Here is a 22695-nt window from a genome sequence, read left to right on the forward strand (position 1 = left end):
AGCTACCGGCGAGAAAGAAACGAACAATGGAAATGCCGAAGCGATGTATTTAATGTTCCGGCTAACCGGAGAGGAAAAATGGTTTGAGCAATCCGCGGAGAAAGGATATTCCTTTGCGCAGTACTACCTGGCAAATGGTTACCGTGGTGGTAAAGGATTTTTTTCCATCAAACAGAGCGGAAGTTATTGAGCAGCTGATGAAAGCATCAGCTGAAGGTGGCTACCCTCTTGGAATGATGGGATGTGTAGAAGCTCTCGCATCAAAAAAGTACCAGCAAGGCTTGGCGTTGTTTTTAAGCCGGGTACCCGCCTCGGTCATTTGACGGTTGGCAGATCTTACAACGCTCATCGAATCAATAAATTTCTGCTCTTCAGAAGCCGCAGCCATGAACAAACGAAAAAAAAACTTCAGTGAATATCAGTACAACAAGTTTCTGAAAGAACATGACGAGGTGATTTTTTTTCAGACCAATACCTTTCAGTCTGACTCACCCGAAGAAGAGGCGACAATTCGTTCAGCGCATTTCAAACAGTTGGCATTGGACAATGCTTTTAGCCGCTTACACGGCAGGTGAGGAAATCGCCTCTCTAATACCGATGCTTGAAGTTCTCATAGAAAAATACGAAGCCAGGCAAGCCAGACTAGCGGAGCACCAGAAAAATCCCGACATATCGCCGCTCGCGATAGACGATTAGCCCGACGAATTTGAAGAATGCGTGCACGTTATCGGCTTCTGCGTTCTGCTACATCGCATTGATTTACTTCAGCGTTTTGTCCTGCTGATAGACCGTGCAGGTTATGCCGGCGACGATACGCTCTATGAAGATCTGCTGATAAAGGTGTTGCCAAACAGACACGATGTGGACCAATGGTTTCATGACGTCTATTCACATTTGATTCGGGCCATTTACGCAGTGAGCAAAGAGGACGCTACCAATTTTCTTAAAAAGTACTGCAAACAATGGTATCCCGCTTTCAAGCAAGCGCCTTGGTATGACAGTCATTTACAAGGCAAGGATGGGAATTACGCCGGTTACTGGGCGGTAGAAGCGGGAGCTATCGCCTTTTTGTACGACATCGACATCGATCACCGGGTTTATCCCAAAGATCTAGTTGAATACGCCCGAAGCCAGAAAGCCTTGAATGTATTGCGCTCGGGGATTTAGCTTTAAAACCTGCCTCATAGGAGGCAGGCGTATTCCAACAGGTATCAGACTGGCGCCTTCCAGCCCAACATCTGCTGCTGCGCCACCTGCAACAGGTCAAACCCATCCTGCGTCAGCAGATACAGCGCATGGGTAATGTGTGGAATGTCCTGGACATCACCGTTCTTGAAACACTGGCAATGCAGCGTTTCCAGCAAGTTGCTGGAGGCGCGGATGCGCTGTATAGCCGCTTCGAGAATGTCTTGGGGATTGGCCTGGGTGTCGATGACCAGAGGGTTTGAATCGGTAACGCTGCTTTTGATTGAGCGATAGCGATCGGGAAAGGGATTTATCGTTGGCATAGTAATTACTCGAGCATTAATTAGTAATCGCCAGCACCGTGACCAAACGATGGAGGCGGCTGTGTACAGGCTTGGTCAACCGCTAACACTCAAAACGGCTCGCCCGAAAGCGTCCTGCACACAGCCACCATTACAACGCACTACAAGACGTAGAAGTCCGCAGCGCGAATGATGGCACATATATGTGCAGTGTTAATCAGGTGACCAAACCTGCTCGCTGATTTTGCAGCGAAGCCAAAACAATAATCGCTAACCCCCACCTACCGAAATAAGACAAGGCGTCTGACTCTGTAGGAACACGCCTAACCTCCTGCAGCTTTTTTTTCCCACATGAAACCTCTGTCAGAAACCGCTCTAAGACAGACGGCATTCAGTCGCGTTAACCATCGCTTAACCCCGCGGTCCAACGCTGTACTCGACCGCACGCCCTCAGACTTTTCTGACGCCCAGTGCGGCAGGTTCGACCTCATCGCGTCGAGCTGACTTCAAGCCTGCACCGGAGAACATCCATGAACATGCGCACCCTGTTGCTCACCACCGCCCTCGCCTGCACCGCATTCGCCGGTCTGGCCCAGGCCGCCGATACTTCAACCTCCCAGGCTGTGCCGTACGAATACGGCATGCCGCTGCACGTGGGCAAAGTCATTGCGTTGACCGAACCTTCGACCATGGACTGCAAAGTCGTGAAGGCCGACATGAAGTACGTCGATAGCGCCACGGGCAAACCTTCAGAAATCACCTATCGGAAATTGTCTGACGCGTGCAGTTATCAGAACTGACAGAAGGCTCTGATTCGGCACTTTGCGGTAGGCGTGTGAGGGTTCTGGCGCTATGCTCTGGGGCGCCTCCCTCACTGCCGCAAGGATTCGCCATGCAGTTATCGTTTCGTGCGTTGTCGACGTTCACCGCCGCGCTGTGCTTTGTGCTGGCGCTCATATGGGGTTTGATGCCGGACCGCTTGTTGGCGATCTGGAGTATTGAATATTCGTCGGTGGCCGGATTTGTCGCGCGGCGTAGCGCAGTCTTGTTTGCGGCGTTGGGGGTGATGTTTTATCTGGTTCGCAACGAGGCGCCGTCCGCTACTCGCAGTGCGCTAAGCAACGGTTTTATTGTCGGCTGTTGGGGGCTCGCGGCACTGGGCTTCGGCGAATGGCTCAATGGCCATGCCGGGCCAGGTATTTTGCTGGCGGTGGGCGTGGAACTGGCGCTGGGCCTGGGATTTTTCCAGACCCGGCGCGCGTCGGAAGCGTTCGAAACGGCGGGTTAAAGCGCTTTTCGATCCAGATGCAAGGGCTCGACGGCCGCCCGGTGCTGCATGTCTGAACGAAGCTCGGCAATCAGGTCATTGATTTCCCGACAGCCATTCAATTGTTTGGCATTTATACCCGTCACCAATAGATCGAGCTGATCGGTATGGGTGTCGGCATAGACCTTCACCGTCATCGACAGGTCGGGCGACAGCGTGCATTGACAGCGTTTCGGTAGAAAACTGCTTTCAATGATGTTGCGTAGTTCCAGGGCAGAAAGAAACATGGCGACCCTCTCCTTAATGTGAGACTGCCAATCAAAATAATCATCGATCAGTGCTGAAATCACCCGTTGGTCTTCCGTGCGGGCCTGCAACATTTCATTAACTGACCGTTCTCTCGTAGCAACGCTGACTCATAAGTTCGTTGGTCAACTTAAAGACAGCTACAGCATAAAACATGCCCAAGATTTCGCTCGGCACCTCGTCGGCAAATCAAAGGTTTAGCAACGGTGCCAGTAAAGTGCCTCATGCAAGATGCAAGAAAGCTTGTTTGAAGCACTGCAATTTGCAGACAGCGGGCGACGGGTTTGCATAAGCCACGCATGCCAGTAAAAATGCGTTCCAACCAATTCAGTATCCGCTGACCCTAACGACACGCAAGGAGGCATCATGGGTTCTTTGACCTCAATCACTACCGTCGGGCTAATAGTTGCCGGGCTGTCGTGCACTGCACACGCAGCGAAACTCGAAGAGATTGCGCCGTTCCCCAAGGCCGACAGCGGCTTTACCCGCCAAGTCATTCATCTCGCACCACAAACCGGGGAAGACAGTTATCAGGTCGAGATTCTGGCCGGCAAGACTCTGAATGTGGACTGCAACCGTCAGCGCCTGGGCGGGATTCTTGAAGAGAAGAATCTGGAGGGCTGGGGTTATCCGTTTTATCGGCTGGAAAAAGTGATTGGCCCGATGAGCACGATGATGGCGTGCCCTGATGGCAAGACTAAAAAGGACTTCGTCCCGGTGGTCGGTGACGGGTTTATGTTGCGTTACAACAGTAAGCTGCCAATCGTGTTGTATGTGCCGAAGGACGTTGAGGTTCGTTATCGGATCTGGTCAGCGTCGAGCACGATTGAAAAAGCAGCCCAGGAATAATCCAATGCCGCCAGTTCCGACACAAAACCTTGTGGGAGTGAGCTTGCTCGCGATGACGGACTGACATTCAACTTTGATGTTGGCTGACAGATCGCTATCGCGAGCAAGCTCCCACAAGGGGATCTCGGTGCTCCACCCCTCAATGTTCGGCATTAACCACAGGAGCTGCCTTTTGATTACCTGCCACGTCAAATATGTCATCGATCCCTACCAACTCAGCGAGTTCGAAGCCTACGCCCAGGCTTGGCTCGGGATCGTCGAACGCTTGGGTGGAACCCACCACGGGTATTTCCTGCCGTCCGAGGGCGCAAGCAATATCGCTTACTGCCTGTTCAGTTTTCCTTCACTAGCGGACTACGAAAGCTACCGCCACATCGCGATGACCGACCCGGAAAGTACCGCACTGGTGACCTCGCTGGTCGAGAAAAAGTTTATCGTCAGCTACGAGCGCACGTTCCTGCGCCCGATGTTGCCCTGACACCCCCTCATGCCGGGGCGCCGCAGGCTGCGGCGCGCTCGGCAACATGCCGCAAACTGTCGAAATTGATGTTGGCGCCCGAGTCGATGGCCACATAGGTCTGACCTAGGGCGCCAGTTTGCACCACATACTTCTTGATCCCGGCCACAGCCAAGGCGCCGGACGGTTCCGTGATCGAGCGGGTGTCGTCGTAGATGTTCTTGATCGCGGCGCAGAGTTCGTCATTGCTGACCGTGAGCACCTCGTCGACACAAAACCGGCAGACCTCGAAACCGTAAGCTCCGATCTGCGCCACTGCCACGCCATCGGCGAAAGTGCCTACATTGGGCAAAACCACCCGCTCACCAGCCTGCAACGCTGCCGCCAGACACGCGGAATGCTCCGACTCGACACCGATGATGCGCACCTCTGGCCGCAGGTATTTAACGTACGCCGCGATGCCGGCGATCAAGCCACCGCCGCCCACCGGGACGAAAATCGCATCCAGAGGTCCTTGGTGTTGGCGGAGGATTTCCATGGCGACGGTGCCCTGCCCGGCAATCACATCCGGGTCGTCGAAGGGCGAGACAAAGGTGCGGCCGGTTTGCTTGGCCAGGCTCAAGGCGTATTCCAGCGCAAACGGAAAACTCTCGCCATGTAGTACCGCTTCCGCGCCGCGACTGCGTACACCGAGTACTTTCAGTTCCGGCGTTGTGCTCGGCATGACGATGGTCGCGGCAATCCCCAACTGACGGGCCGCATGAGCCACGCCCTGGGCATGATTGCCAGCGGAAGCGGTGATCACCCCGCGCGCCTTTTGCTCAGCGCTGAGCTGCACTAATTTGTTGTAGGCGCCACGGATCTTGAAGGAGAAAGTCGGTTGCAGGTCCTCGCGTTTGAGCAGGATCTGATTGCCCAACGCCTCGGACAACGCCGGCGCCGGTTGCAACGGCGTGCGCACTGCCAGCTCGTACACCGGCGCGGCGAGGATTTTTTTCACGTAGTGCTCAAGCAAGGTTTGCTGGGCGGTGGTGCTGTTCATATCCATCTCCTGTCATACCCACCCGGCGTAGGAGCTGCCGAAGGCTGCGATCTTTTGATCTTAAAAAGCAAAGATCGCAGCCTTCGGCAGCTCCTACGCCGGGTGGTGTTTGGTTCGTAACCCAGGAGACAGAAAGTAAAAACCCGCCTCTAGGGCGGGTTGGGTGCTGCAGTCGTGAGCTAGCCCGCCAAATAAGGAATGGCGGTAATAATGCTTGGCTGGCAGCGCAATACGGTGGAAGTCATGACTGGAAATTAGCCGGGCGCCGGGGGCAAGTCAATGGTCAATTTCGCAGGGTCTCTGTAGGCTGGCAATTCCGCTCATTGTTCCAAGGAAGGAAAAACCATGAAGTCTGTCGCCCTACCCCTGATTGCCTTGATCGCGTTTGCCAGCTACACCGTCTCGGTAATGCTGGCGGCTGAACAGTCGTTGATTGAGTTTGGGATCAGCCTGATGTCGCGACCGGATACGGCGCAGGTGGTGATTGATCTTTATCTGCTGGCCACCCTCGCGGGCATCTGGATGTTCCGCGACGCCCGTCAACGTGGCCAGTCCGCATGGTCGGTCATTCCTTATTTATTGCTCACCGCCATTTTCGTTTCCATCGGGCCGTTGTTGTATTTGGTGGTTCGGGGGTTGCGGGATCGCAAGGGCTCGGTCAGATCCGCTCAAGAGGTCTGATCTGGGATTTGTTGTGATGGTGAGATCGTTTTCGCGAGCAAGCCCGCTTCCACATTGTTGGAATGCATTTCAATGTGGGGCTTGCTCGCGAAGGCTATCCAACAGTCACCACCGTCACTTCGCCAATCGCCTGAGCCCCAACACCATGACCCCGGCGCCCAGCATCATCGCGGTCAGGAACAACGGATACGAAACCCACCACGGCGTCCCGGCCGTCATCATGCTGAACTCGGACATGCCGCCAATGCTCGCAATCAAATTCAACGGCAAAAACACCACGTTGATCAGCGTCAGTTTGCGCAGCAAGTTGTTCATGCTGTTGTTCATCAGGTTGCCCCGGGCGTCGATCAGCCCGGAGAACACCGTGGAATAGATTTCCGCCTGTTTGTAGCACTGGTTGTTTTCAATGATCAGGTCATCGATCAGGCTGATGGACTCGGCGCTGAAGTGTTCCTTTTCCGCGTGGTTGCGCAACCGGGTCAGTACCGCGCCGTTGCTGTGGATGGCGTTGATGTAATAGATCAGGCTTTCGCTGAGGTTGAACATTTGGATCAGGTGCTGGTTTTCCATCGAGGCGTTGAATTTCTGCTGCAACTCCCGGGCAACCAGTTTGATCACCTTCAGGTGGCCCAGGTAGTGATGGATGTTGTTGAACAGTAAATCCAGCAACACATCCAGCGGAGTGTTGAGCCGCTGGCGGGTGCCGAGCCCGTGCAGCGGCGAATCGTCGGTGGCGATCACCAGCAAGCGGCCAGGCGAAAACAGCAAGCCGCAGGACGAGACCTCGAAGGCCAGGCTACCGGCGCCGGAATAGTTTTCCGGGCGTTTCCAGATCAGGAACAGGTTGTCGGGGTGAAACTCAATGCGCGACACCTCGTCAGGGTCCAGGGCCGAAGCCAGTGCGTGTTCATCGAGCTTGAAATGACTGTGCAGTAAGTCCCGCTCGGCGGCATCGGGGTTGCTGAACAACATCACGTCGGCGTCCAGTCGTTCAACTGCGTGCAGGACGCCGTGGGTCAGTTGAAAGCTCTTGATCATCGGCCAGTCACCAGGCCTGGCCGCGACGTTTGAGCTCCAGGCGACGGACGAACTCTTCCAGCACCAGCGAGTACAAATCGTCCTGCAAATAGGCGTCTTCGATGCCGGCGTCCATGTTCGGGTTGTCGTTGACCTCGATCACCACCACTTTGTCGCCGGACTGCTTGAGGTCGACGCCGTAGAGACCGTCGCCAATCAGGTTCGCGGTTTTCACCGCCAACTCCACCACCGCGCGCGGCGCTTCGTGGACCGCCAGGGTCCGGCATTCGCCGTTGATGTCCTGGCCCTTGGCCTTGTGGTTGTAGATCTGCCAATGGCCCTTGGACATGAAGTACTGACAGGCAAAAATCGGTTTGCGGTTGAGCACGCCGATGCGCCAATCGTACTCGGTGTAGAAAAATTCCTGGGCCAGCAACAGCACCGAGTGCTCGAACAATTCGGCGGTGGCCTCCAGCAAGGCTTGCTGGCTTTCGACCTTGATCACGCCTCGGGAGAAACAGCCGTCGGGGATTTTCAACACCAGCGGAAAGCCCAGACGCTCGCCGACCCGCTCGAAGTCCTCCGGTCGTTCCTTGTAGAGAATTTCGGTGGCGGGCATGCCCAGTTGATGGCTTTTCAGCAGGTCAGTCAGGTAGACCTTGTTGGTGCAACGCAGGATCGACGCCGGGTCGTCCATGACCACCAGCCCTTCGCTCTCGGCTTTCTTGGCGAAGCGGTAGGTATGGTTGTCGACGCTCGTAGTCTCGCGGATCAGCAGCCCGTCGTACTCGGCGATGCGGGCGTAGTCCTTGCGCTCGATCAGCTCGACGTCGATGCCCAGGGTTTTGCCGACCCGCACGAAGTTATCAAGGGCCTTGGCGTTGGAGGGTGGCAACGCTTCTTGCGGGTCATGCAGAATTGCAAGGTCATAACGGGCCAATCGCCGGGAACGCGGCACACGCCAGATCTTGCGACTGAAACTGTCCAGGGAGTTGGCAAACTGATCTTCCTGATCTTCGCGCAACTTATGAAGGGCACCGGACTTTATACCTTCGATGTGCCAGCCGTTAGTTCTTCTGAACTCAACTAGCAATATCGGGCATGGGAATACTTCAAATAACTGTCGCGCCAAATCCTGCAAGGGCTCGATATTAGTCTTGCCAAAATACAGGGTTAACGTAAAGCCTTCGGTATCGCTGTAAAGATGATTGCTGAGGGCTTTTTCCAAAGGTTTATCCAAGTCGTCCAGTGCCAGGCCGTACAACGATTTACGCGTCAACTCGCTGATGGTCCGCACCGACGGAATCACCTTGTGCCCCCGGGCTTCGGCGAGCAACGAGCAGTAGTAACCGTGCCCCAGGTACTTGTAGCTGCGGCACAGGTTGATCACCTGAACCCGTTTGCCCTGCTCGTTATCACGGGTTTGTTCCAGATATTCCTGGGCCGTGACGATGTCTTCGCTGGGAAAGTAGGACGCCCAGTCTTCCTTGCGTTCGACGATGATAATCAACTGACTTGAAGTTCTGACTGCGTCATTTAAATAAGTTGCCGCCGGCAAACTTTGCTCGGATACTTCGCGCCAATGACCTTGCACCGCTGACATAGTGATTGATCCGTTGGAGAACAAGACCTTTCCTATTAAGCACGAACCTTTTCGAAAGTCCCGTTTCGTTACGCAACTTTTACGGCGGTCATATGAATCCTGTCTTTCGCTTGGCGGTAGTTGAAGACTTACCGGCGCTGCTTAAACTTGAAGAGCAGTGCTTTACCACGGACCGACTCACCAGTCGCAGTTTTCAGTGGATGATCACCAAGGCCCACGGGCAATTGCTGGTGGCTGAGCACGAGGGTGTGCTGCTGGGTTATGCGGTGGTGTTGTTCCATCGCGGCACGTCGCTGGCGCGACTGTATTCGATTGCCATTGCGTTCAGTGCCCGGGGCAACGGTTTGGGTAAACAGTTGCTGGAGCGCGTCGAAGCCTGTGCCGTTGAACACGACTGCGCTTACCTGCGGCTCGAGGTGCGTACCGACAATCCGGCGGCAATTGCCTTGTATGAACGCAACGGCTACCGGCGTTTCGCGTTGATTCACGATTATTACCAGGACCACGCCGACGCGCTGCGACTGGAGAAACGCATTCTCCAGCACCGCGACTCGCGCAATATTCAGGTGCCTTGGTATCGTCAGACCACCGACTTCACCTGCGGCCCGGCCTGTTTGCTGATGGCCATGGGCGCATTGCAACAGGGACGATTGCTGGAGCGGCGGGAGGAACTGCAAATATGGCGCGAGGCGACGACGGTATTCATGACCTCCGGTCACGGCGGTTGCAGCCCGCAAGGGTTGGCGTTGGCGGCGTGGCGGCGGGGTTTTCGGGTGCGGTTGGAGCTGAGTATGGCTGGGCCGCTATTTCTCGATGGCGTGCGCGATGAGCATAAAAAGGACGTAATGCGTTTGGTTCACGAAGAATTCACCGCGCAGTTACAGGACACCGATGTGGAGCGGGTGATCGGTGTGCCGCTGGACTTGCCACGGTTGCTGGACGCTGGCGGTCAGCCGCTGGTGTTGATCAGCAGCTATCGGCTGACCCGCTCGAAAGCGCCACATTGGGTGATCGTCACCGATTGCGACGATGAATTCGTTTACCTGCACGACCCGGATGTGGATCACAGCCAGCATCGCCAACCGATGGATTGCCAGCATTTGCCGGTGAGCCATGGGGAGTTTGAGAAGATGTGCTGTTTTGGGCGGGGGAAATTGCGGGCGGCGGTGGTTTTGTATGCCCGGAGATAGGACATGTTAAGAGCAAGATCAACAGATCGCAGCCTTCGGCAGCTCCTACATGATCAGCGTGCTTCTGTAGGAGCTGCCGAAGGCTGCGATCTTTGCTCTTTGCCTATTTCAAGCCGACCTTATACAGCGCCCCATCCTCCTCATCCGTCAACACATACAAATACCCGTCCGGCCCTTGCCGCACGTCGCGAATCCGCGCCTTGAGTTCACCCAGCAAGCGTTCTTCATGCACCACCTTGTCGCCGTCAAACTGCAGGCGAATCAGTTCCTGACTGGCCAGTGCCCCAATAAACACATTGTGCTGCCAAGGCTTGAAACGATCGGCGTCGTAAAACGCCATGCCGCTGATGGCCGGCGAGACTTCCCAGACATGATGCGGCGGTACGGTGCCTTCGGCGGTCTTGCCCTTGGCTTCCGGGATGGGCTGGCCGGAATAGTTGATGCCGTTGGTTGCCAGCGGCCAGCCATAATTTTTGCCGCGCTCGATCACGTTGATCTCGTCGCCACCCTTGGGACCGTGCTCGTTCTCCCAAATCGTGCCGCTCCATGGATTAAGCGCCAGACCTTGCGGGTTGCGATGGCCGTAGGACCAGATCTCCGGGCGGACACCGGCCTGACCGACAAAGGGGTTATCGTCCGGCACTCGGCCGTCGGGGTAGATCCGCACGACTTTGCCTTGCAGCTTGTCGAGGTCCTGGGCGGTCATGCGGTCGTTGTTTTCGCCCAGGGAGATGAACAGATAGCCGTCGCGGTCGAACACCAGCCGCGAGCCAAAATGATTACCGACCGAGAGCTTCGGCTCCTGGCGGAAGATCACCTTGAAATCCTTCAACGTGGTCAGGTCCTCGGACAGGCGCCCGCGCCCCACCGCCGTTCCGGCCTTGTCACCCTCACCACCGCCCTCGGCGTAGGACAGATACACCCTGCGGTCCTGCTTGAAGTCCGGTGACAGCACCACATCGAGCAAACCGCCCTGCCCCTTGGTCCAGACTTTGGGCACGCCGCTGATCGGCGCCGAGCGTTTCCCATCCATGCTAACCACCCGCAGGTTGCCAGGACGTTCGGTCACCAGCATGCCTTGGCGATCAGGGAGAAACGCCAGAGCCCACGGGTGTTCCAGGCCTTGGGTGATCGGCGTAACTTCAAGGGTGCCTTGTTCGCTTTTCAGCTCCTGGGGGGACGCCGCAAAAACAGGTGTTGCGGCGACGATCAATGCGCTGGCGCAGACGGTGGCCAGAAGGGTTTTACGCAACATGCACGCTTCCTTTTGTCGTTCGAATGGCTGACAGAACCTCAGTCCTGCCGTTCAACGGTTGCTGCTGTCCGAGTCCCGAGGCGGTGGGTTGGGAATGAATTTGGGGGGCGCCGTCGGGGCTGACTTGTCTTGGGGATAGCGGTTGCCAACACCGCCGTTTTCCACGGTCGGCGGACGTGGCACGGGGGCGAAGGTCGGTTGCCGGGTGGCCGGTTGCGTGCCTTGCATGCTGTTGGGATTGGCCCGGTGAATCGGGCTGTTGTAGGGGTTGTTATTGCTGCTGCCCGTCGGACTCTGGGCCTGGGCCACTTGGCCGAGCAAACCGCTCAAGGCCAGGGCGGTGCAGCCGAGCGCTAATCTGTTCATGGGGAGCCTCATTGCGGGTGCGGGAATAGAGTCTTGGATGCCACGCTACGCCCGAGGTTCGGATTTGTTAACTGAAACCTCCTTCACAGATGTAACACCCGTTTGCCGCACCGCTGATCCTCCCGCCAGGCCTGGGCGCAAGCCGCTGAAACTTTTGCGCCGGGCCGCAGGTCACCTGATCATCACTTGCGAGTAGACGACGATGGCCCGGGCAATCTGGAAAGGCGCAATCAGTTTTGGCTTGGTGCACATCCCTGTGGCACTGGTCTCGGCCACTTCATCCCAAGGAGTAGATTTCGACTGGCTCGACAGCCGCAGCATGGACCCGGTGGGTTACAAACGCGTCAACAAGGTCACCGGTAAGGAAGTCACCAAGGAGCACATCGTCAAAGGCGTGGCCTAAGAAAAGGGCCGCTACGTGGTGCTCAGCGAAGAAGAAATCCGCTCGGCGCACCCGCTCTCGACCCAGACCATCGACATCTTTGCCTTCGTCGACAGCGAACAAATCCCCCTGCAAAACATCGACACACCGGATTACCTGGCGCCGGACAAACGCGGCGGCAAGGTCTACGCGCTGCTGCGTGAAACCCTGAGCAAAACCAACAAGGCCGCCCTCGCCCATGTCGTGCTGCACACCCGCCAGCATCTGGCGGCGTTGATGCCGCTGGAATCGGCCATGGTCCTGGTGATGCTGCGCTGGCCCGCCGAGGTGCGCAGCCTCGATGAGCTGGAACTGGGCAGCGAGGTAACCAAACCCGAGTTGGCCAAGGGTGAACTGGACATGGCCAGGCGTCTGGTCGAAGACATGAGCGCCGACTGGAAACCCGAGGATTACCGCGACAGTTTCGAAGACAAGATCATGGCCTTGGTGGAGAAAAAGGCCCACGAAGGCAAGATCGAGGACGTCGAAAGCAGCGGCGGCGAAGAGGCGCGTAAAACCGCTGATGTGATTGACCTGACCGAATTGCTCAAACGCAGCCTCGGCGGCAAGGGCGCCAGCAAGCCGGCCGCTAAACCGCGCAAAGCCGCCGCCAAACCGGCCCCGGCGAAAAAAGCCACGAAGAGTTCTCGCGGCTGAGTGCCCGCGACACTCGCAGTACAAGGTCGTCCGCCATGGCTAAACCGGTGAGTGAATACACGCGCAAACGCAACTTCGAGATCACCTCGGAGCCGCCCGAATCGGCGCCGGCCAAACGCGCCAAGAAAGCGCCTTCGGCCCTACGTTTCGTGATTCAGAAACACGATGCGCGCAACCTGCATTACGACTTTCGCCTGGAACTCGACGGCACCCTGAAAAGCTGGGCGGTGCCCAAGGGCCCGAGCCTGGACCCGACGCAAAAACGCCTGGCGGTGCATGTTGAGGATCACCCGATCAGTTACGGCACCTTCGAGGGCAGCATTCCCGAGGGCCAGTACGGCGCCGGGGATGTGATTGTCTGGGACCATGGCGTCTGGCAACCGATTGGCGACCCGCAAGCCACCTATAAGGCTGGCAAACTTAAATTCACCTTAATCGGCGAAAAACTGTCCGGTGACTGGGCGTTGGTGCGCACGCACCTGCGCGGCAGCGGCGACAAGGAACAGTGGCTGCTGATCAAGGAAAAGGATCAACAGGCACGTCCCGCCAGTGAGTTTGATGTGGTCGCCGAGCTGCCAAAAAGCGTGTTGAGCGATGCCACCGTGGGCGACAAGACAGAAAGGAAAGCCGCGAAAAAGCCCAAAGCAGTCAAACCCAAACCAACCCGCCTGCCTGAACAGTTCAGCCCGCAACTGGCCACATTGGTGGACAAAGCCCCGGCCGGTGACTGGCGCTATGAAATCAAGTTCGATGGCTATCGAATCCTCGCTCGCATCGACAACGGCGAGGTACGACTACTGACCCGCAACGGCCATGACTGGACTGCCAAGTTGCCATTGCAAGCCAAAGCCCTGGCCGAGATGAAACTCGACGGCAGTTGGCTCGATGGCGAAGTTGTGGTGCTGAACGACAAGGGTTTCCCGGATTTCCAAGGGCTGCAAAACGCCTTTGAGATTGGTCGCTCCGTGGACATCATCTACTTTGTGTTCGACGCGCCATTCCTGCACGGCGTCGATCAGCGCGAACTGCCGGTGGAGGAGCGCCGCGCCGCGTTGAAAAAAGCCCTGGGGCGCAAATCCCGGCAGGTCCTGCGCTTCTCCGAAGCCTTTACGGCCAATCATCAAGACATCGTCGAGAGCGCGTGTGCGTTGTCCCTGGAAGGTGTGATCGGCAAGCGCGCCGGCAGCCCTTATGTCTCAAGGCGTAGCCCCGACTGGATCAAACTTAAATGTCGCTTGCGCCAGGAGTTCGCGATCATCGGTTACACCCAGCCGCAAGGTTCGCGCAGTGGTTTCGGCGCCCTGTTACTGGGTGTGTATGCCGGGGACGACCTGGTGTACGCAGGACGGGTTGGCACCGGGTTCAATCAGGCCAATCTGAAGCTGTTTCATGGGCAATTGCAGAAGATCGAACGCAAAACCTCGCCGCTGGCCAAGCCATTGACAGCCCCTCAGGCCCGGGGCGTGCATTGGGTGGAGCCGACATTGGTGTGCGAGGTGGAATTTGCCGAGTGGACCCGCGAAGGTGTAGTCCGGCAGGCTGCTTTCATCGCCATGCGCTCCGACAAACCGGCGACGGAGATTGTTCGTGAGCAGCCGCAATCCCCCAAGGCGAGCAAACCCGTGAGCGAAAAGAAAACCCGCAGCACTGACAGCACCGTCGCCGGGGTCAAAGTCACGCACCCGGACCGGGTGATCGACAAGGACAGCGGCACACAGAAGCTTGAACTGGTGCAGTTCTACGAACGTATCAGCGAGTGGATTCTGCCGTTTCTGCGCAACCGGCCGGTGTCGCTGTTGCGGGCGCCGGAAGGTGTCGAGGGAGAACAGTTTTTTCAGAAACACGCGGAGCGCTTGGCGATCCCCCACATCAAGCATCTGGACCCGAAACTGGACGTCGGCCACGCGCGGCTCATGGAAATCGACACCCCTGAGGCGCTGATCGGCGCCGCGCAAATGGGCACGATCGAATTGCACACCTGGGGCGCCACCACTGACCGGATCGAAACCCCGGACCTGTTTGTCCTCGACCTAGACCCCGATCCGGCGCTGCCCTGGAAAAGCATGGTCGAAGCCACGCAACTGACCCTTTCGGTGCTGGACGAAATCGGCCTGGAGGCGTTTCTGAAAACCAGCGGCGGCAAAGGCATGCACATCATCGTGCCCCTGGCGCGCAAGGAGGGCTGGGACACGGTCAAGGCATTCGCCAAAGCCATCGCGCAGTTTATGGCGCAGCAGTTGCCGGAGCGGATTACCGCGACCATGGGCCCGAAAAACCGGGTCGGCAGGATCTTCGTCGATTACCTGCGCAATACGCGAGGGGCCAGTACGGTGGCGGCGTATTCGGTTCGGGCACGGCCCGGTTTGCCGGTGTCGGTGCCGATTGCACGGGATGAATTGACGCAGATTCACGGTTCGCAGGAGTGGACCGTGGCCAATGTGCTGGAGCGCTTGGAGGGGTTGAAGGGTGATCCGTGGGCGGGATATGCCAATCGGCAGCGGATTACGGCGAAGATGTGGAAGCAGTTGGGCAGTCAGAAACCGTAGGTGATGTGCTGGATTTACCGGCCTCTTCGCGGGCAAGCCTTGCTCCTACGGGTTTGCGTAACCTGTAGGAGCAAGGCTTGCCCGCGAAGACGCCAGCCGCTTCAACGCAAAAATCAGATCAAAACGAACACGGCCAACAACCCACCAAAAATCGCCCATTTCTCCAGGTAGTACCGGGTGCGGTTGCGCTTTTTAAGCTCTTTGCCGCGCAACCGAACCTTGTAGATTTTGGTGAACAAGCGGTTGATCGCGCCGGTCCTGTCGCCCGCATCGTTCGGCGCGCCCGCCGCCGACATCACGTTACGGCTGAACCAGCGATTGAACGCCGCCGCCCAGCGGTACTTCATCGGCCGCTCGACATCGCAGAACAGGATGATGCGGTTCTGGTCCGTGGTGTTTTCGGCGTAGTGAATGTAAGTCTCGTCGAAAATCACCGCTTCGCCGTCGCGCCAATGGTAGTTCTCACCATCGACGTTGATGTAGCAGCCGGCATCGTTCGGCGTTTCCAGCCCCAGGTGATAGCGGTAGGAACCGGCGTACGGGTCGCGGTGGCGCACCAGTTTGGAGCCCGGCGGCAACTCGGCAAACATCGCAGCCTTGATCGAGCCGATGCTTTTCACCAGTTCGGTGGTGCGCGGGCAGAGTTTTTCGGCTGACGGGTGGCTGTCGCCGTACCACTTCAGGTAGAAGCGCTTCCAGCCGCTCTTGAAGAACGAGTTGAAACCGACGTCATCGTATTGGTTCGAGCGCTTGATCTCCCCGGCCCGCAGCAGGTTCTGGCCTTCGGCGCGGATGTCTTCCCAGTGGGCCTGCAACGGGCTCAGGTCCGGGAAGTCGGCCGGGTTCAGGTAGGGTTTGCCGGGGATTTTGGAGAACATATAAAGGAAGCAATTGACCGGCGCCAGAAACGTCGAGTGGTCGCTCAGTTGGCGGCCCAGTTTGTGACGCACGCGACCGCGTAAATGGACATACGCGATGGAGACAACATAAATAGCGGCAATGATGAGTTTCACGGCAATCGTCACACGTCAGAAGTGAACAAACTGCGCTCGCCGGCCAAGCGGTCTGGCGCAGTGTCTGAATACGAAACAGCGGCCCCGGTGGCACGTCCTTGAGCCCTGGACGTCACTGGCACGGGGTTGATAGATGGCATTTTAGCCACGGTTTGTAACAAATAGTTAGCATCCAGATGTGAAAATCTGTCCGCTGATACCGCCAAAGTGCCCGCGCGGTCTCAACGCCCTATCGTTTAAAGAGCCAGACCAGTACAATCGCCGCCAAACATTACGCGCCCCCCTTGGTTGATGACGGGAATGAACCCCGCCTCAGCGCACTTTCACTCGGGCCAAGCGCTCCATTGCTGCTGTCCACTTATTGCCAGATGGACCTTCCGCTTCTGCCGGGGATGCATTTCCCGTGGTCTGAATACCGGAACCGGGTACTGAATCGGTACCGCCGCACCCCTAGCTACTCTGAATGCTTCGCAGGAAAAACCTTTGATCTCTACAGCTAACATCACGATGCAGTTCGGCGCCAAGCCGCTATTCGAAAACGTTTCGGTCAAATTCGCCGCGGGCAACCGCTACGGCCTGATCGGCGCCAACGGTTGCGGCAAGTCGACTTTCATGAAAATCCTCGGTAATGACCTTGAGCCGTCCGGCGGCCAGGTCATGCTCGAGCCGAACGTGCGTCTGGGTAAGTTGCGCCAGGACCAGTTCGCCTACGAAGAATTCACCGTGATCGACACTGTGATCATGGGTCACGAAGAGCTGTGGAAGGTCAAGGCCGAGCGCGATCGCATCTACTCGCTGCCGGAAATGACTGAAGAAGACGGCATGGCTGTAGCCGAGCTGGAAACCGAGTTCGCCGAAATGGACGGCTACACCGCCGAATCCCGCGCTGGCGAACTGTTGCTGGGCCTGGGTATCGGCATCGAGCAGCACTTCGGCCCGATGAGCGAAGTGTCCCCTGGCTGGAAACTGCGCGTATTGCTGGCTCAGGCGCTGTTCTCCGATCCTGAAGTGCTGTTGCTCGACGAACCGACCAACCACTTGGACATCAACACCATCCGCTGGCTGGAAAACATTCTGACCCAGCGCTCCAGCCTGATGATCATCATCTCTCACGACCGTCACTTCCTGAACAGCGTGTGCACCCACATGGCTGACCTGGATTACGGCGAACTGCGTCTGTTCCCGGGCAACTACGACGAGTACATGACCGTGGCGACCCAGTCCCGCGAGCAACTGCTGTCGGACAACGCCAAGAAGAAAGCGCAGATTTCCGAGCTGCAATCGTTCGTCAGCCGCTTCTCGGCCAACGCCTCGAAAGCCAAGCAGGCCACCTCCCGTGCCAAGGCGATCGACAAGATCCAACTGGCCGAGGTCAAGCCTTCGAGCCGTGTGAGCCCGTTCATTCGTTTCGAACAGAACAAGAAGCTGCACCGCCAGGCGGTCATCGTCGAGCGCATGGCCAAAGGCTTCGACGGCAAGACACTGTTCAAAGACTTCAGCTTCCAGGTTGAAGCTGGCGAACGTGTGGCGATCATCGGCCCGAACGGTATCGGCAAAACCACCCTGCTGCGCACCCTGGTCAACGAACTGACCCCGGATGCCGGCACCGTGAAGTGGACCGACGCCGCCGAACTGGGCTACTACGCCCAGGACCACGCCCACGACTTCGAAGACGACTGCAACCTGTTCGACTGGATGGGCCAATGGACCCAGGGCGGCGAGCAAATCGTTCGTGGCACCCTCGGCCGGATGCTGTTCTCCAACGACGAGATTCTGAAGTCGGTCAAGGTCATCTCCGGTGGTGAGCAAGGTCGCATGCTGTTCGGCAAGCTGATCCTGCAAAAGCCGAACGTGCTGATCATGGACGAACCGACCAACCACTTGGACATGGAATCCATCGAAGCGCTGAACCTGGCGCTGGAGAACTACCCGGGCACGCTGATCTTCGTCAGCCACGACCGTGAGTTCGTATCGTCCCTGGCCACCCGCATTATCGAACTGAGCCCTAGCGGCGTGATCGACTTCAGCGGCACCTACGATGATTACCTGCGTAGCCAAGGCGTTGTTTTCTAAATAGCGGCGGCAACTGGAAAGCCCTGTCCATGTGACGGGGCTTTTTGTTGTTTGAAGATCAAAAGATCGCAGCCTTCGGCAGCTCCTACGATGAAATCCGTACCCTGTAGGAGCTGCCGAAGGCTGCGATCTTTTGATTTTAGTTAGCCTGCTTCCTTTTATTTCCCGCCCACGCCATGATGCAGCTCTCCAACCGCCGCCCGCGAACGAGCCCTTCATGTCTGCGCCGCAACTGCCCCCGCAAAGCTCCATAGCGATCACCCTGCAGATCGTCTCCATCGTTTTCTATACCTTTGTTGCCTTCCTCTGCATCGGCTTGCCGATTGCGGTGTTGCCGGGTTATGTCCACGAGCAATTGGGGTTCAGCGCGATCATCGCGGGGCTGACCATCGGCTGCCAATACCTGGCCACCCTGCTCAGCCGCCCCATGGCCGGGCGCATGTCAGACACCATCGGCACTAAACGGGCGATTGTGTATGGCTTGTCGGGGATTGTGTTGAGTGGCGTGCTGACCTTGATTTCAACGCTGCTGCAAGGTTTTCCGTTGCTGAGCCTGTTGATCCTGATCGCCGGCCGGCTGCTGCTGGGTATCGCCCAAGGCTTGATCGGCGTCGGCACCATTAGCTGGTGCATGGGCCAGGTCGGCGCCGAGCACACGGCGCGTTCGATTTCCTGGAACGGTATTGCCTCCTACGGCGCCATCGCTATCGGTGCGCCACTGGGGGTGGTGATGGTCGCCGAGTACGGGTTTGAAAGCCTCGGGATTGTCCTGTCGGTGCTGGCCTTGGGGGCGCTGTTGCTGATCCGTAATAAGCCGTCGGTGCCGGTGATTCGCGGTGAACGACTGCCGTTCTGGGCCGTGTTCGGGCGCATTGCTCCGTTCGGCGCGAGCCTGAGCCTGGCGTCCATCGGCTACGGCACCCTGACCACGTTTATTACCCTGTATTACCTCAATCGCGGCTGGACCGGCGCGGCGTATTGCCTGACGGTGTTCGGGGTGTGTTTCATTCTGTCGCGGCTGCTGTTTATCTCCGCCATCAGCCGTTTCGGCGGGTTCACTTCGGCGATTGCCTGCATGACCATCGAGACGGTTGGGCTGGTGTTGCTGTGGCTGGCGCCGTCCACCGGTTACGCGTTGATTGGCGCCGGGCTGACCGGGTTCGGCTTGTCGCTGGTGTATCCGGCGCTGGGGGTTGAAGCGATCAAGCAAGTGCCCAACTCCAGTCGAGGCGCGGGGTTGAGTGCTTATGCCGTGTTTTTTGACTTGGCGCTGGCGATTGCCGGGCCGCTGATGGGCGCGGTGGCGTTGAACCTGGGGTATTCGTGGATTTTCTTTAGCGCGGCGTTGTTGTCGGTGACCGGGCTGGGGTTGACCCTGTTACTGAAACGCCGCGCCTTGGCGTGATGCAATGACCCCGTAGGAGCTGCCGAAGGCTGCGATCTGTTGATCTTGAAAGATAAAGTCAAAAGATCGCAGCCTTCGGCAGCTCCTACAGGGGGGGCCATCGTTTTTATTGATCTGCGGTTTGCATCCCGGCCCGACTCGGTTTGCTCAGGGCGTGGGAGAAGAAACGCCCGGCCTCGGAGATCAGGTTGCGGTGAATGTCTTCGCGATCAACGCCGTCGGCATCGGTGCACAGCGCCGGCATGGCGATGATCTGCTCGTCATTGCACGGCGCCATGAACACGAAGTGCCCTGCCCCGGCCAATAATTTGAAATCCGGGGCGATCGGCAGTTTGCGCGCCAGCGCAGCGGCGTTTTTGTCGAAAGCCACCAGTTTGTCGCCGTCGCCGCTGTAGAGCAGCACCGGCACATGCACGTCCGCCAGGGTATGGCGGCCAAACTTCAGGCTCAGCGGCGCCATCAGCAACAAGGCATGCACGCGCGGATCGGCCACCGGCACCAAATCCTCACGGTCAACAATCAACTCGCCCTTGGTGTTACAGGCATCGCGGTCATCCGGGCGTTCCTGGCAATAGCGCCGCAGACGATCCAGGTCTGGCGTGGCGCCGGACAGGATCAACGCAGTTTCGCCACCGGCCGAATAGCCAATCACACCCACCTGGTCGGCATCGACAAAAGGCGCCAGCATCGAGTCGCCCAGTGTGGCAGTAATCGCCTCGGAGATTTGCAACGGCCGCCCGTACAGGTTACTCAATGTACCGAGACGGCTGTGATCCTTGGAGTTGTCACCGGGGTGGATCACTGCGACCACCACAAAGCCTTTACGGGCCAGGGACGTGGCGAGGTCGTGCAACGCCAGCGGAGTGCCGACGTTGCCATGGGACAACATCAACATCGGGAAGCGCCCGATCGCGACTTTAGTGTCTTCACCGGCCTCGACGGTGTAACCCTCGAGTTTGCTGGTGTGCTCCTGGTCGCTGGACGGGTAAAAAGCGATGGCGCGCATCGGCTGCAGATCCAGAGGATCGAGGAACGTCATCTCGTGATAGCCAACGCTCGAATAGAGATTCGGCGCAGGCCTGGCTTGCACCGTATTCAGGCTGCTGAGCACGCAAATCATTAACGTTGCACAGAGACGGACCATGGGATGCCCCACCTTTGTTACTAGACTGAAAAGCCCGTAGCACTCCGTTTTAGCGGAGAGCGCGGCCTTGTGCCAGTGTTAGCGGCCACCAAGGTCGTTGCAGAACGGGGACGTTAAACCCTCGACTGCATAACCTGGGCCACAACATAAAAAATCGTCAAAAACAAAAAAACTCTGTAACTGACCATTACCTGATCAGAATACAGAGTTTTTCGGGTATTGCCTGAGCTGTTTAGAATACTTTACGCAAGCCTTACGATCGGCTTATGCCGCAGCGAACAATTGTTCGCTGATTTGCGTGTGCGCATCGCTCATGGCTTTGGTGGGCACTTCGTCACCGTAGGCCAGGCCATGGGCGCGAACGAACTCAATATCAGTAATGCCCAGGAAACCAAACAGCACTTTCAAGTAGTCTTCATGCGCAACGCCAGTCGCCTGACCCACATGCAAACCGCCTGATGTCGAAACGATCACCACTTTCTTGCCACCGCACAGGCCTTCAGGGCCGGCTTCGGTGTAACGAAAGGTCTGACCGGCAACGGCGATGCGGTCGATCCAGGCCTTGAGTTGGGTCGGGATGGTGAAGTTGTACATCGGCGCGGCGATGACGACGGCGTCAGCGGCGAGGAATTCGGCCAGGGTCGAAGCGCTCAGTTCGGCTTCGTGCTGTTGCGCGGCGTTGCGCAGTTCAGCGGTGGTGCCGGCAGCGACCAGGGTCGTGGAAGAGAAATGGCTGATGGCGTCGGCGGCCAGGTCACGGTAAGTCACGACAGCCGAAGCGTCGGCGGCTTGCCAGGCTTTGACCACTTCGCCGCTCAACAGACGGGAAGCCGAGTTGTCACCCAAAATGCTCGAATCGATATGCAACAGTTTCATAAGTGATCTCCAGGTGAGGATCGCCACCGGGCGATCTGATGGAGGTGATCCTACAGATGAATCTAATAGCTGATTAGCCCGCAACAATGCGATAGTTCGTCCCACTGATAGAACAGTCGAGCCTCAAACCCATGCAAGACCTTAATGACCTCTACTATTTCGCCAAAGTGGTCGAAGCCGGTGGCTTCGCGGCGGCCGGGCGTTTGCTCGGGATTCCCAAGTCGCGCCTGTCACGGCGCATCGCCGAGCTGAAGGAACGCCTGGGTGCGCGTCTGTTGCAGCGCACCACCCGCCAACTCAAGTTGACCGCCGTGGGCGAGCGCTACTTGCGCCATTGCCAGGCCATGCTGCTGGAAGCGGAGATGGCCGACGAGGCGGTGGCCAGCATGTCCAGCGAACCCCGGGGACGGCTGCGAGTGTCCTGCCCGGTGGGGCTGGCCCATGAAATCCTCGCAGGGGTCATCAGCACGTTTCTGGAGAAATACCCGCAGGTTCAACTGGAAGTCATGCTGGTCAATCGCCGGGTGGACCTGGTCACCGAAGGCGTTGATGTGGCCTTGCGCGTTCGCGAATTGGGGGATGAAGATCCGTTGCTGGTGACGCGCCGGTTACGTCAGGCGCAAACACTCATGGTCGCCAGCCCGGCGTTCTTGCATGGGCGGGAGATCAAACACCCGGAAGACCTCAAGGGCCTGCCGGTACTCGGCGCGCTGGAAGCCGATCGCATGGTGCATATCCGCATGCTCGATCAGCAAGGCAAAAGCTGCGACCTGGCGCTGGAGGCGCGGCTGGGCATCGACGACTTTATCGTGCGCCGGGCCTGTGCCCTTGCCGGCCAGGGCTTCACCATTCTGCCGATGATGTACTGCGAACCGGAGTTGGCCGACGGCTCGCTGATCCAGTTGCTGCCCGACTGGTCCCTGCCTGGCGGCTGGCTGCAAGCGGTCTACCCTCATCGACGCGGGGTGATGCCGGCCGTGCGTGCCTGGCTCGACCATTTGATCGAATCATTCAATGCCTGTGGGGACCGTTTGATATGA

The 22695-nt window shown here is 57.8% G+C and carries 23 protein-coding genes and 1 pseudogene; 14 read left to right on the forward strand and 10 right to left on the reverse strand.

The annotated features are described in order from the left end of the window. The 3 genes from V5E99_RS02100 to V5E99_RS02110 form a co-directional block, all read left to right on the forward strand. Positions 1-190, forward strand: a 190-nt coding sequence (locus V5E99_RS02100; protein WP_499800541.1) for a hypothetical protein, incomplete at its 5' end; no start/stop codon positions are given. Positions 191-386: 196 nt separating this feature from the next. Continuing rightward, positions 387-575: a hypothetical protein gene (locus tag V5E99_RS02105; RefSeq protein WP_499800542.1), complete on the forward strand. Its 189-nt coding sequence runs from the start codon at positions 387-389 to the stop codon at positions 573-575. Between the two features lie 142 nt (positions 576-717). Further along, on the forward strand, positions 718-1167 hold the full coding sequence (locus V5E99_RS02110; RefSeq protein WP_499800544.1) for a PoNe immunity protein domain-containing protein: 450 nt from the start codon (positions 718-720) through the stop codon (positions 1165-1167). Positions 1168-1211: 44 nt separating this feature from the next. On the opposite strand, the gene V5E99_RS02115 is transcribed toward V5E99_RS02110, so the two are convergent. Next, positions 1212-1508 carry a hypothetical protein gene (locus V5E99_RS02115; RefSeq protein ID WP_499800546.1) on the reverse strand — a complete coding sequence of 99 codons (297 nt, stop codon included), beginning with the start codon at positions 1506-1508 and terminating at the stop codon, positions 1212-1214. Positions 1509-2017: 509 nt separating this feature from the next. On the opposite strand from V5E99_RS02115, the gene V5E99_RS02120 reads away from it, so the two are divergent. Together V5E99_RS02120 and V5E99_RS02125 are read left to right on the forward strand one after the other, a co-directional pair. Next, positions 2018-2287 (forward strand): DUF2790 domain-containing protein, encoded by a 270-nt coding sequence (locus V5E99_RS02120; RefSeq protein WP_499800548.1) that lies wholly within the window; start codon positions 2018-2020, stop codon positions 2285-2287. 92 nt (positions 2288-2379) lie between these two features. Further along, positions 2380-2775, forward strand: a complete 396-nt coding sequence (locus V5E99_RS02125) for a hypothetical protein (RefSeq protein ID WP_499800550.1) — start codon at positions 2380-2382, stop codon at positions 2773-2775. Here V5E99_RS02125 and V5E99_RS02130 read toward each other — a convergent pair. Continuing rightward, complete coding sequence (locus V5E99_RS02130) at positions 2772-3134, reverse strand: DUF1652 domain-containing protein (RefSeq protein ID WP_499800552.1); 363 nt, start codon at positions 3132-3134, stop codon at positions 2772-2774. The two genes, V5E99_RS02125 and V5E99_RS02130, sit on opposite strands and share 4 nt — an antisense overlap. A gap of 292 nt (positions 3135-3426) precedes the next feature. Between V5E99_RS02130 and eco the strand changes: the two genes are divergently transcribed. Both eco and V5E99_RS02140 read left to right on the forward strand, forming a co-directional pair. Then, the gene (eco, locus tag V5E99_RS02135; protein WP_499800554.1) at positions 3427-3909 is read left to right on the forward strand and encodes a serine protease inhibitor ecotin; all 483 of its coding nucleotides are present in this window, start codon (positions 3427-3429) and stop codon (positions 3907-3909) included. A 172-nt stretch (positions 3910-4081) separates the two neighbouring features. Beyond that, the gene (locus V5E99_RS02140) at positions 4082-4387 is read left to right on the forward strand and encodes an NIPSNAP family protein (RefSeq protein WP_499800555.1); all 306 of its coding nucleotides are present in this window, start codon (positions 4082-4084) and stop codon (positions 4385-4387) included. Positions 4388-4394: 7 nt separating this feature from the next. On the opposite strand, the gene ilvA is transcribed toward V5E99_RS02140, so the two are convergent. Beyond that, positions 4395-5408: a threonine ammonia-lyase, biosynthetic gene (ilvA, locus tag V5E99_RS02145; protein WP_499800557.1), complete on the reverse strand. Its 1014-nt coding sequence runs from the start codon at positions 5406-5408 to the stop codon at positions 4395-4397. A 345-nt stretch (positions 5409-5753) separates the two neighbouring features. On the opposite strand from ilvA, the gene V5E99_RS02150 reads away from it, so the two are divergent. Then, on the forward strand, positions 5754-6089 hold the full coding sequence (locus V5E99_RS02150; protein ID WP_499800558.1) for a DUF2834 domain-containing protein: 336 nt from the start codon (positions 5754-5756) through the stop codon (positions 6087-6089). A 114-nt stretch (positions 6090-6203) separates the two neighbouring features. On the opposite strand, the gene V5E99_RS02155 is transcribed toward V5E99_RS02150, so the two are convergent. Then, the gene (locus V5E99_RS02155) at positions 6204-7127 is read right to left on the reverse strand and encodes a magnesium transporter CorA family protein (RefSeq protein WP_499800560.1); all 924 of its coding nucleotides are present in this window, start codon (positions 7125-7127) and stop codon (positions 6204-6206) included. 7 nt (positions 7128-7134) lie between these two features. Next, a complete protein-coding gene (locus tag V5E99_RS02160) occupies positions 7135-8616 on the reverse strand; it encodes a RimK family ATP-grasp domain-containing protein (RefSeq protein ID WP_499800562.1) in 1482 nt (493 codons plus the stop codon). A gap of 185 nt (positions 8617-8801) precedes the next feature. Here V5E99_RS02160 and V5E99_RS02165 point away from each other — a divergent pair, with 185 nt between their 5' ends. Then, positions 8802-9899, forward strand: coding sequence for a GNAT family N-acetyltransferase/peptidase C39 family protein (locus V5E99_RS02165; protein ID WP_499800564.1), 1098 nt, complete (start codon positions 8802-8804; stop codon positions 9897-9899). A 103-nt stretch (positions 9900-10002) separates the two neighbouring features. On the opposite strand, the gene V5E99_RS02170 is transcribed toward V5E99_RS02165, so the two are convergent. After that, positions 10003-11154: a PQQ-dependent sugar dehydrogenase gene (locus tag V5E99_RS02170; protein WP_499800566.1), complete on the reverse strand. Its 1152-nt coding sequence runs from the start codon at positions 11152-11154 to the stop codon at positions 10003-10005. Between the two features lie 51 nt (positions 11155-11205). Next, the gene (locus tag V5E99_RS02175; RefSeq protein WP_499800568.1) at positions 11206-11520 is read right to left on the reverse strand and encodes a hypothetical protein; all 315 of its coding nucleotides are present in this window, start codon (positions 11518-11520) and stop codon (positions 11206-11208) included. Between the two features lie 202 nt (positions 11521-11722). Here V5E99_RS02175 and ku point away from each other — a divergent pair. Together ku and ligD are read left to right on the forward strand one after the other, a co-directional pair. Continuing rightward, positions 11723-12598: pseudogene (gene ku / locus V5E99_RS02180) on the forward strand (non-homologous end joining protein Ku). Positions 12599-12633: 35 nt separating this feature from the next. Beyond that, complete coding sequence (gene ligD, locus V5E99_RS02185) at positions 12634-15144, forward strand: DNA ligase D (protein ID WP_499800570.1); 2511 nt, start codon at positions 12634-12636, stop codon at positions 15142-15144. A 113-nt stretch (positions 15145-15257) separates the two neighbouring features. On the opposite strand, the gene lpxO is transcribed toward ligD, so the two are convergent. Further along, a complete protein-coding gene (lpxO, locus tag V5E99_RS02190; RefSeq protein WP_499800572.1) occupies positions 15258-16157 on the reverse strand; it encodes a lipid A hydroxylase LpxO in 900 nt (299 codons plus the stop codon). Positions 16158-16640: 483 nt separating this feature from the next. Here lpxO and V5E99_RS02195 point away from each other — a divergent pair, with 483 nt between their 5' ends. After that, complete coding sequence (locus tag V5E99_RS02195) at positions 16641-18230, forward strand: ABC-F family ATPase (protein ID WP_499800574.1); 1590 nt, start codon at positions 16641-16643, stop codon at positions 18228-18230. Positions 18231-18447: 217 nt separating this feature from the next. Beyond that, on the forward strand, positions 18448-19635 hold the full coding sequence (locus V5E99_RS02200) for an MFS transporter (protein WP_499800576.1): 1188 nt from the start codon (positions 18448-18450) through the stop codon (positions 19633-19635). Positions 19636-19741: 106 nt separating this feature from the next. On the opposite strand, the gene V5E99_RS02205 is transcribed toward V5E99_RS02200, so the two are convergent. Then, the gene (locus tag V5E99_RS02205) at positions 19742-20779 is read right to left on the reverse strand and encodes an alpha/beta hydrolase family protein (protein ID WP_499800577.1); all 1038 of its coding nucleotides are present in this window, start codon (positions 20777-20779) and stop codon (positions 19742-19744) included. A 264-nt stretch (positions 20780-21043) separates the two neighbouring features. Continuing rightward, entirely contained in the window at positions 21044-21655 is a 612-nt protein-coding gene (locus V5E99_RS02210; RefSeq protein WP_499800578.1) for an FMN-dependent NADH-azoreductase, read from the reverse strand. Positions 21656-21786: 131 nt separating this feature from the next. Here V5E99_RS02210 and V5E99_RS02215 point away from each other — a divergent pair, with 131 nt between their 5' ends. Continuing rightward, on the forward strand, positions 21787-22695 hold the full coding sequence (locus tag V5E99_RS02215) for a LysR substrate-binding domain-containing protein (RefSeq protein WP_499800579.1): 909 nt from the start codon (positions 21787-21789) through the stop codon (positions 22693-22695).

It is taken from the genome of Janthinobacterium sp. LPB2021202312-11-4 (genome assembly GCF_037049705.1).
Classification (GTDB): Bacteria; Pseudomonadota; Gammaproteobacteria; order Pseudomonadales; family Pseudomonadaceae; genus Aquipseudomonas.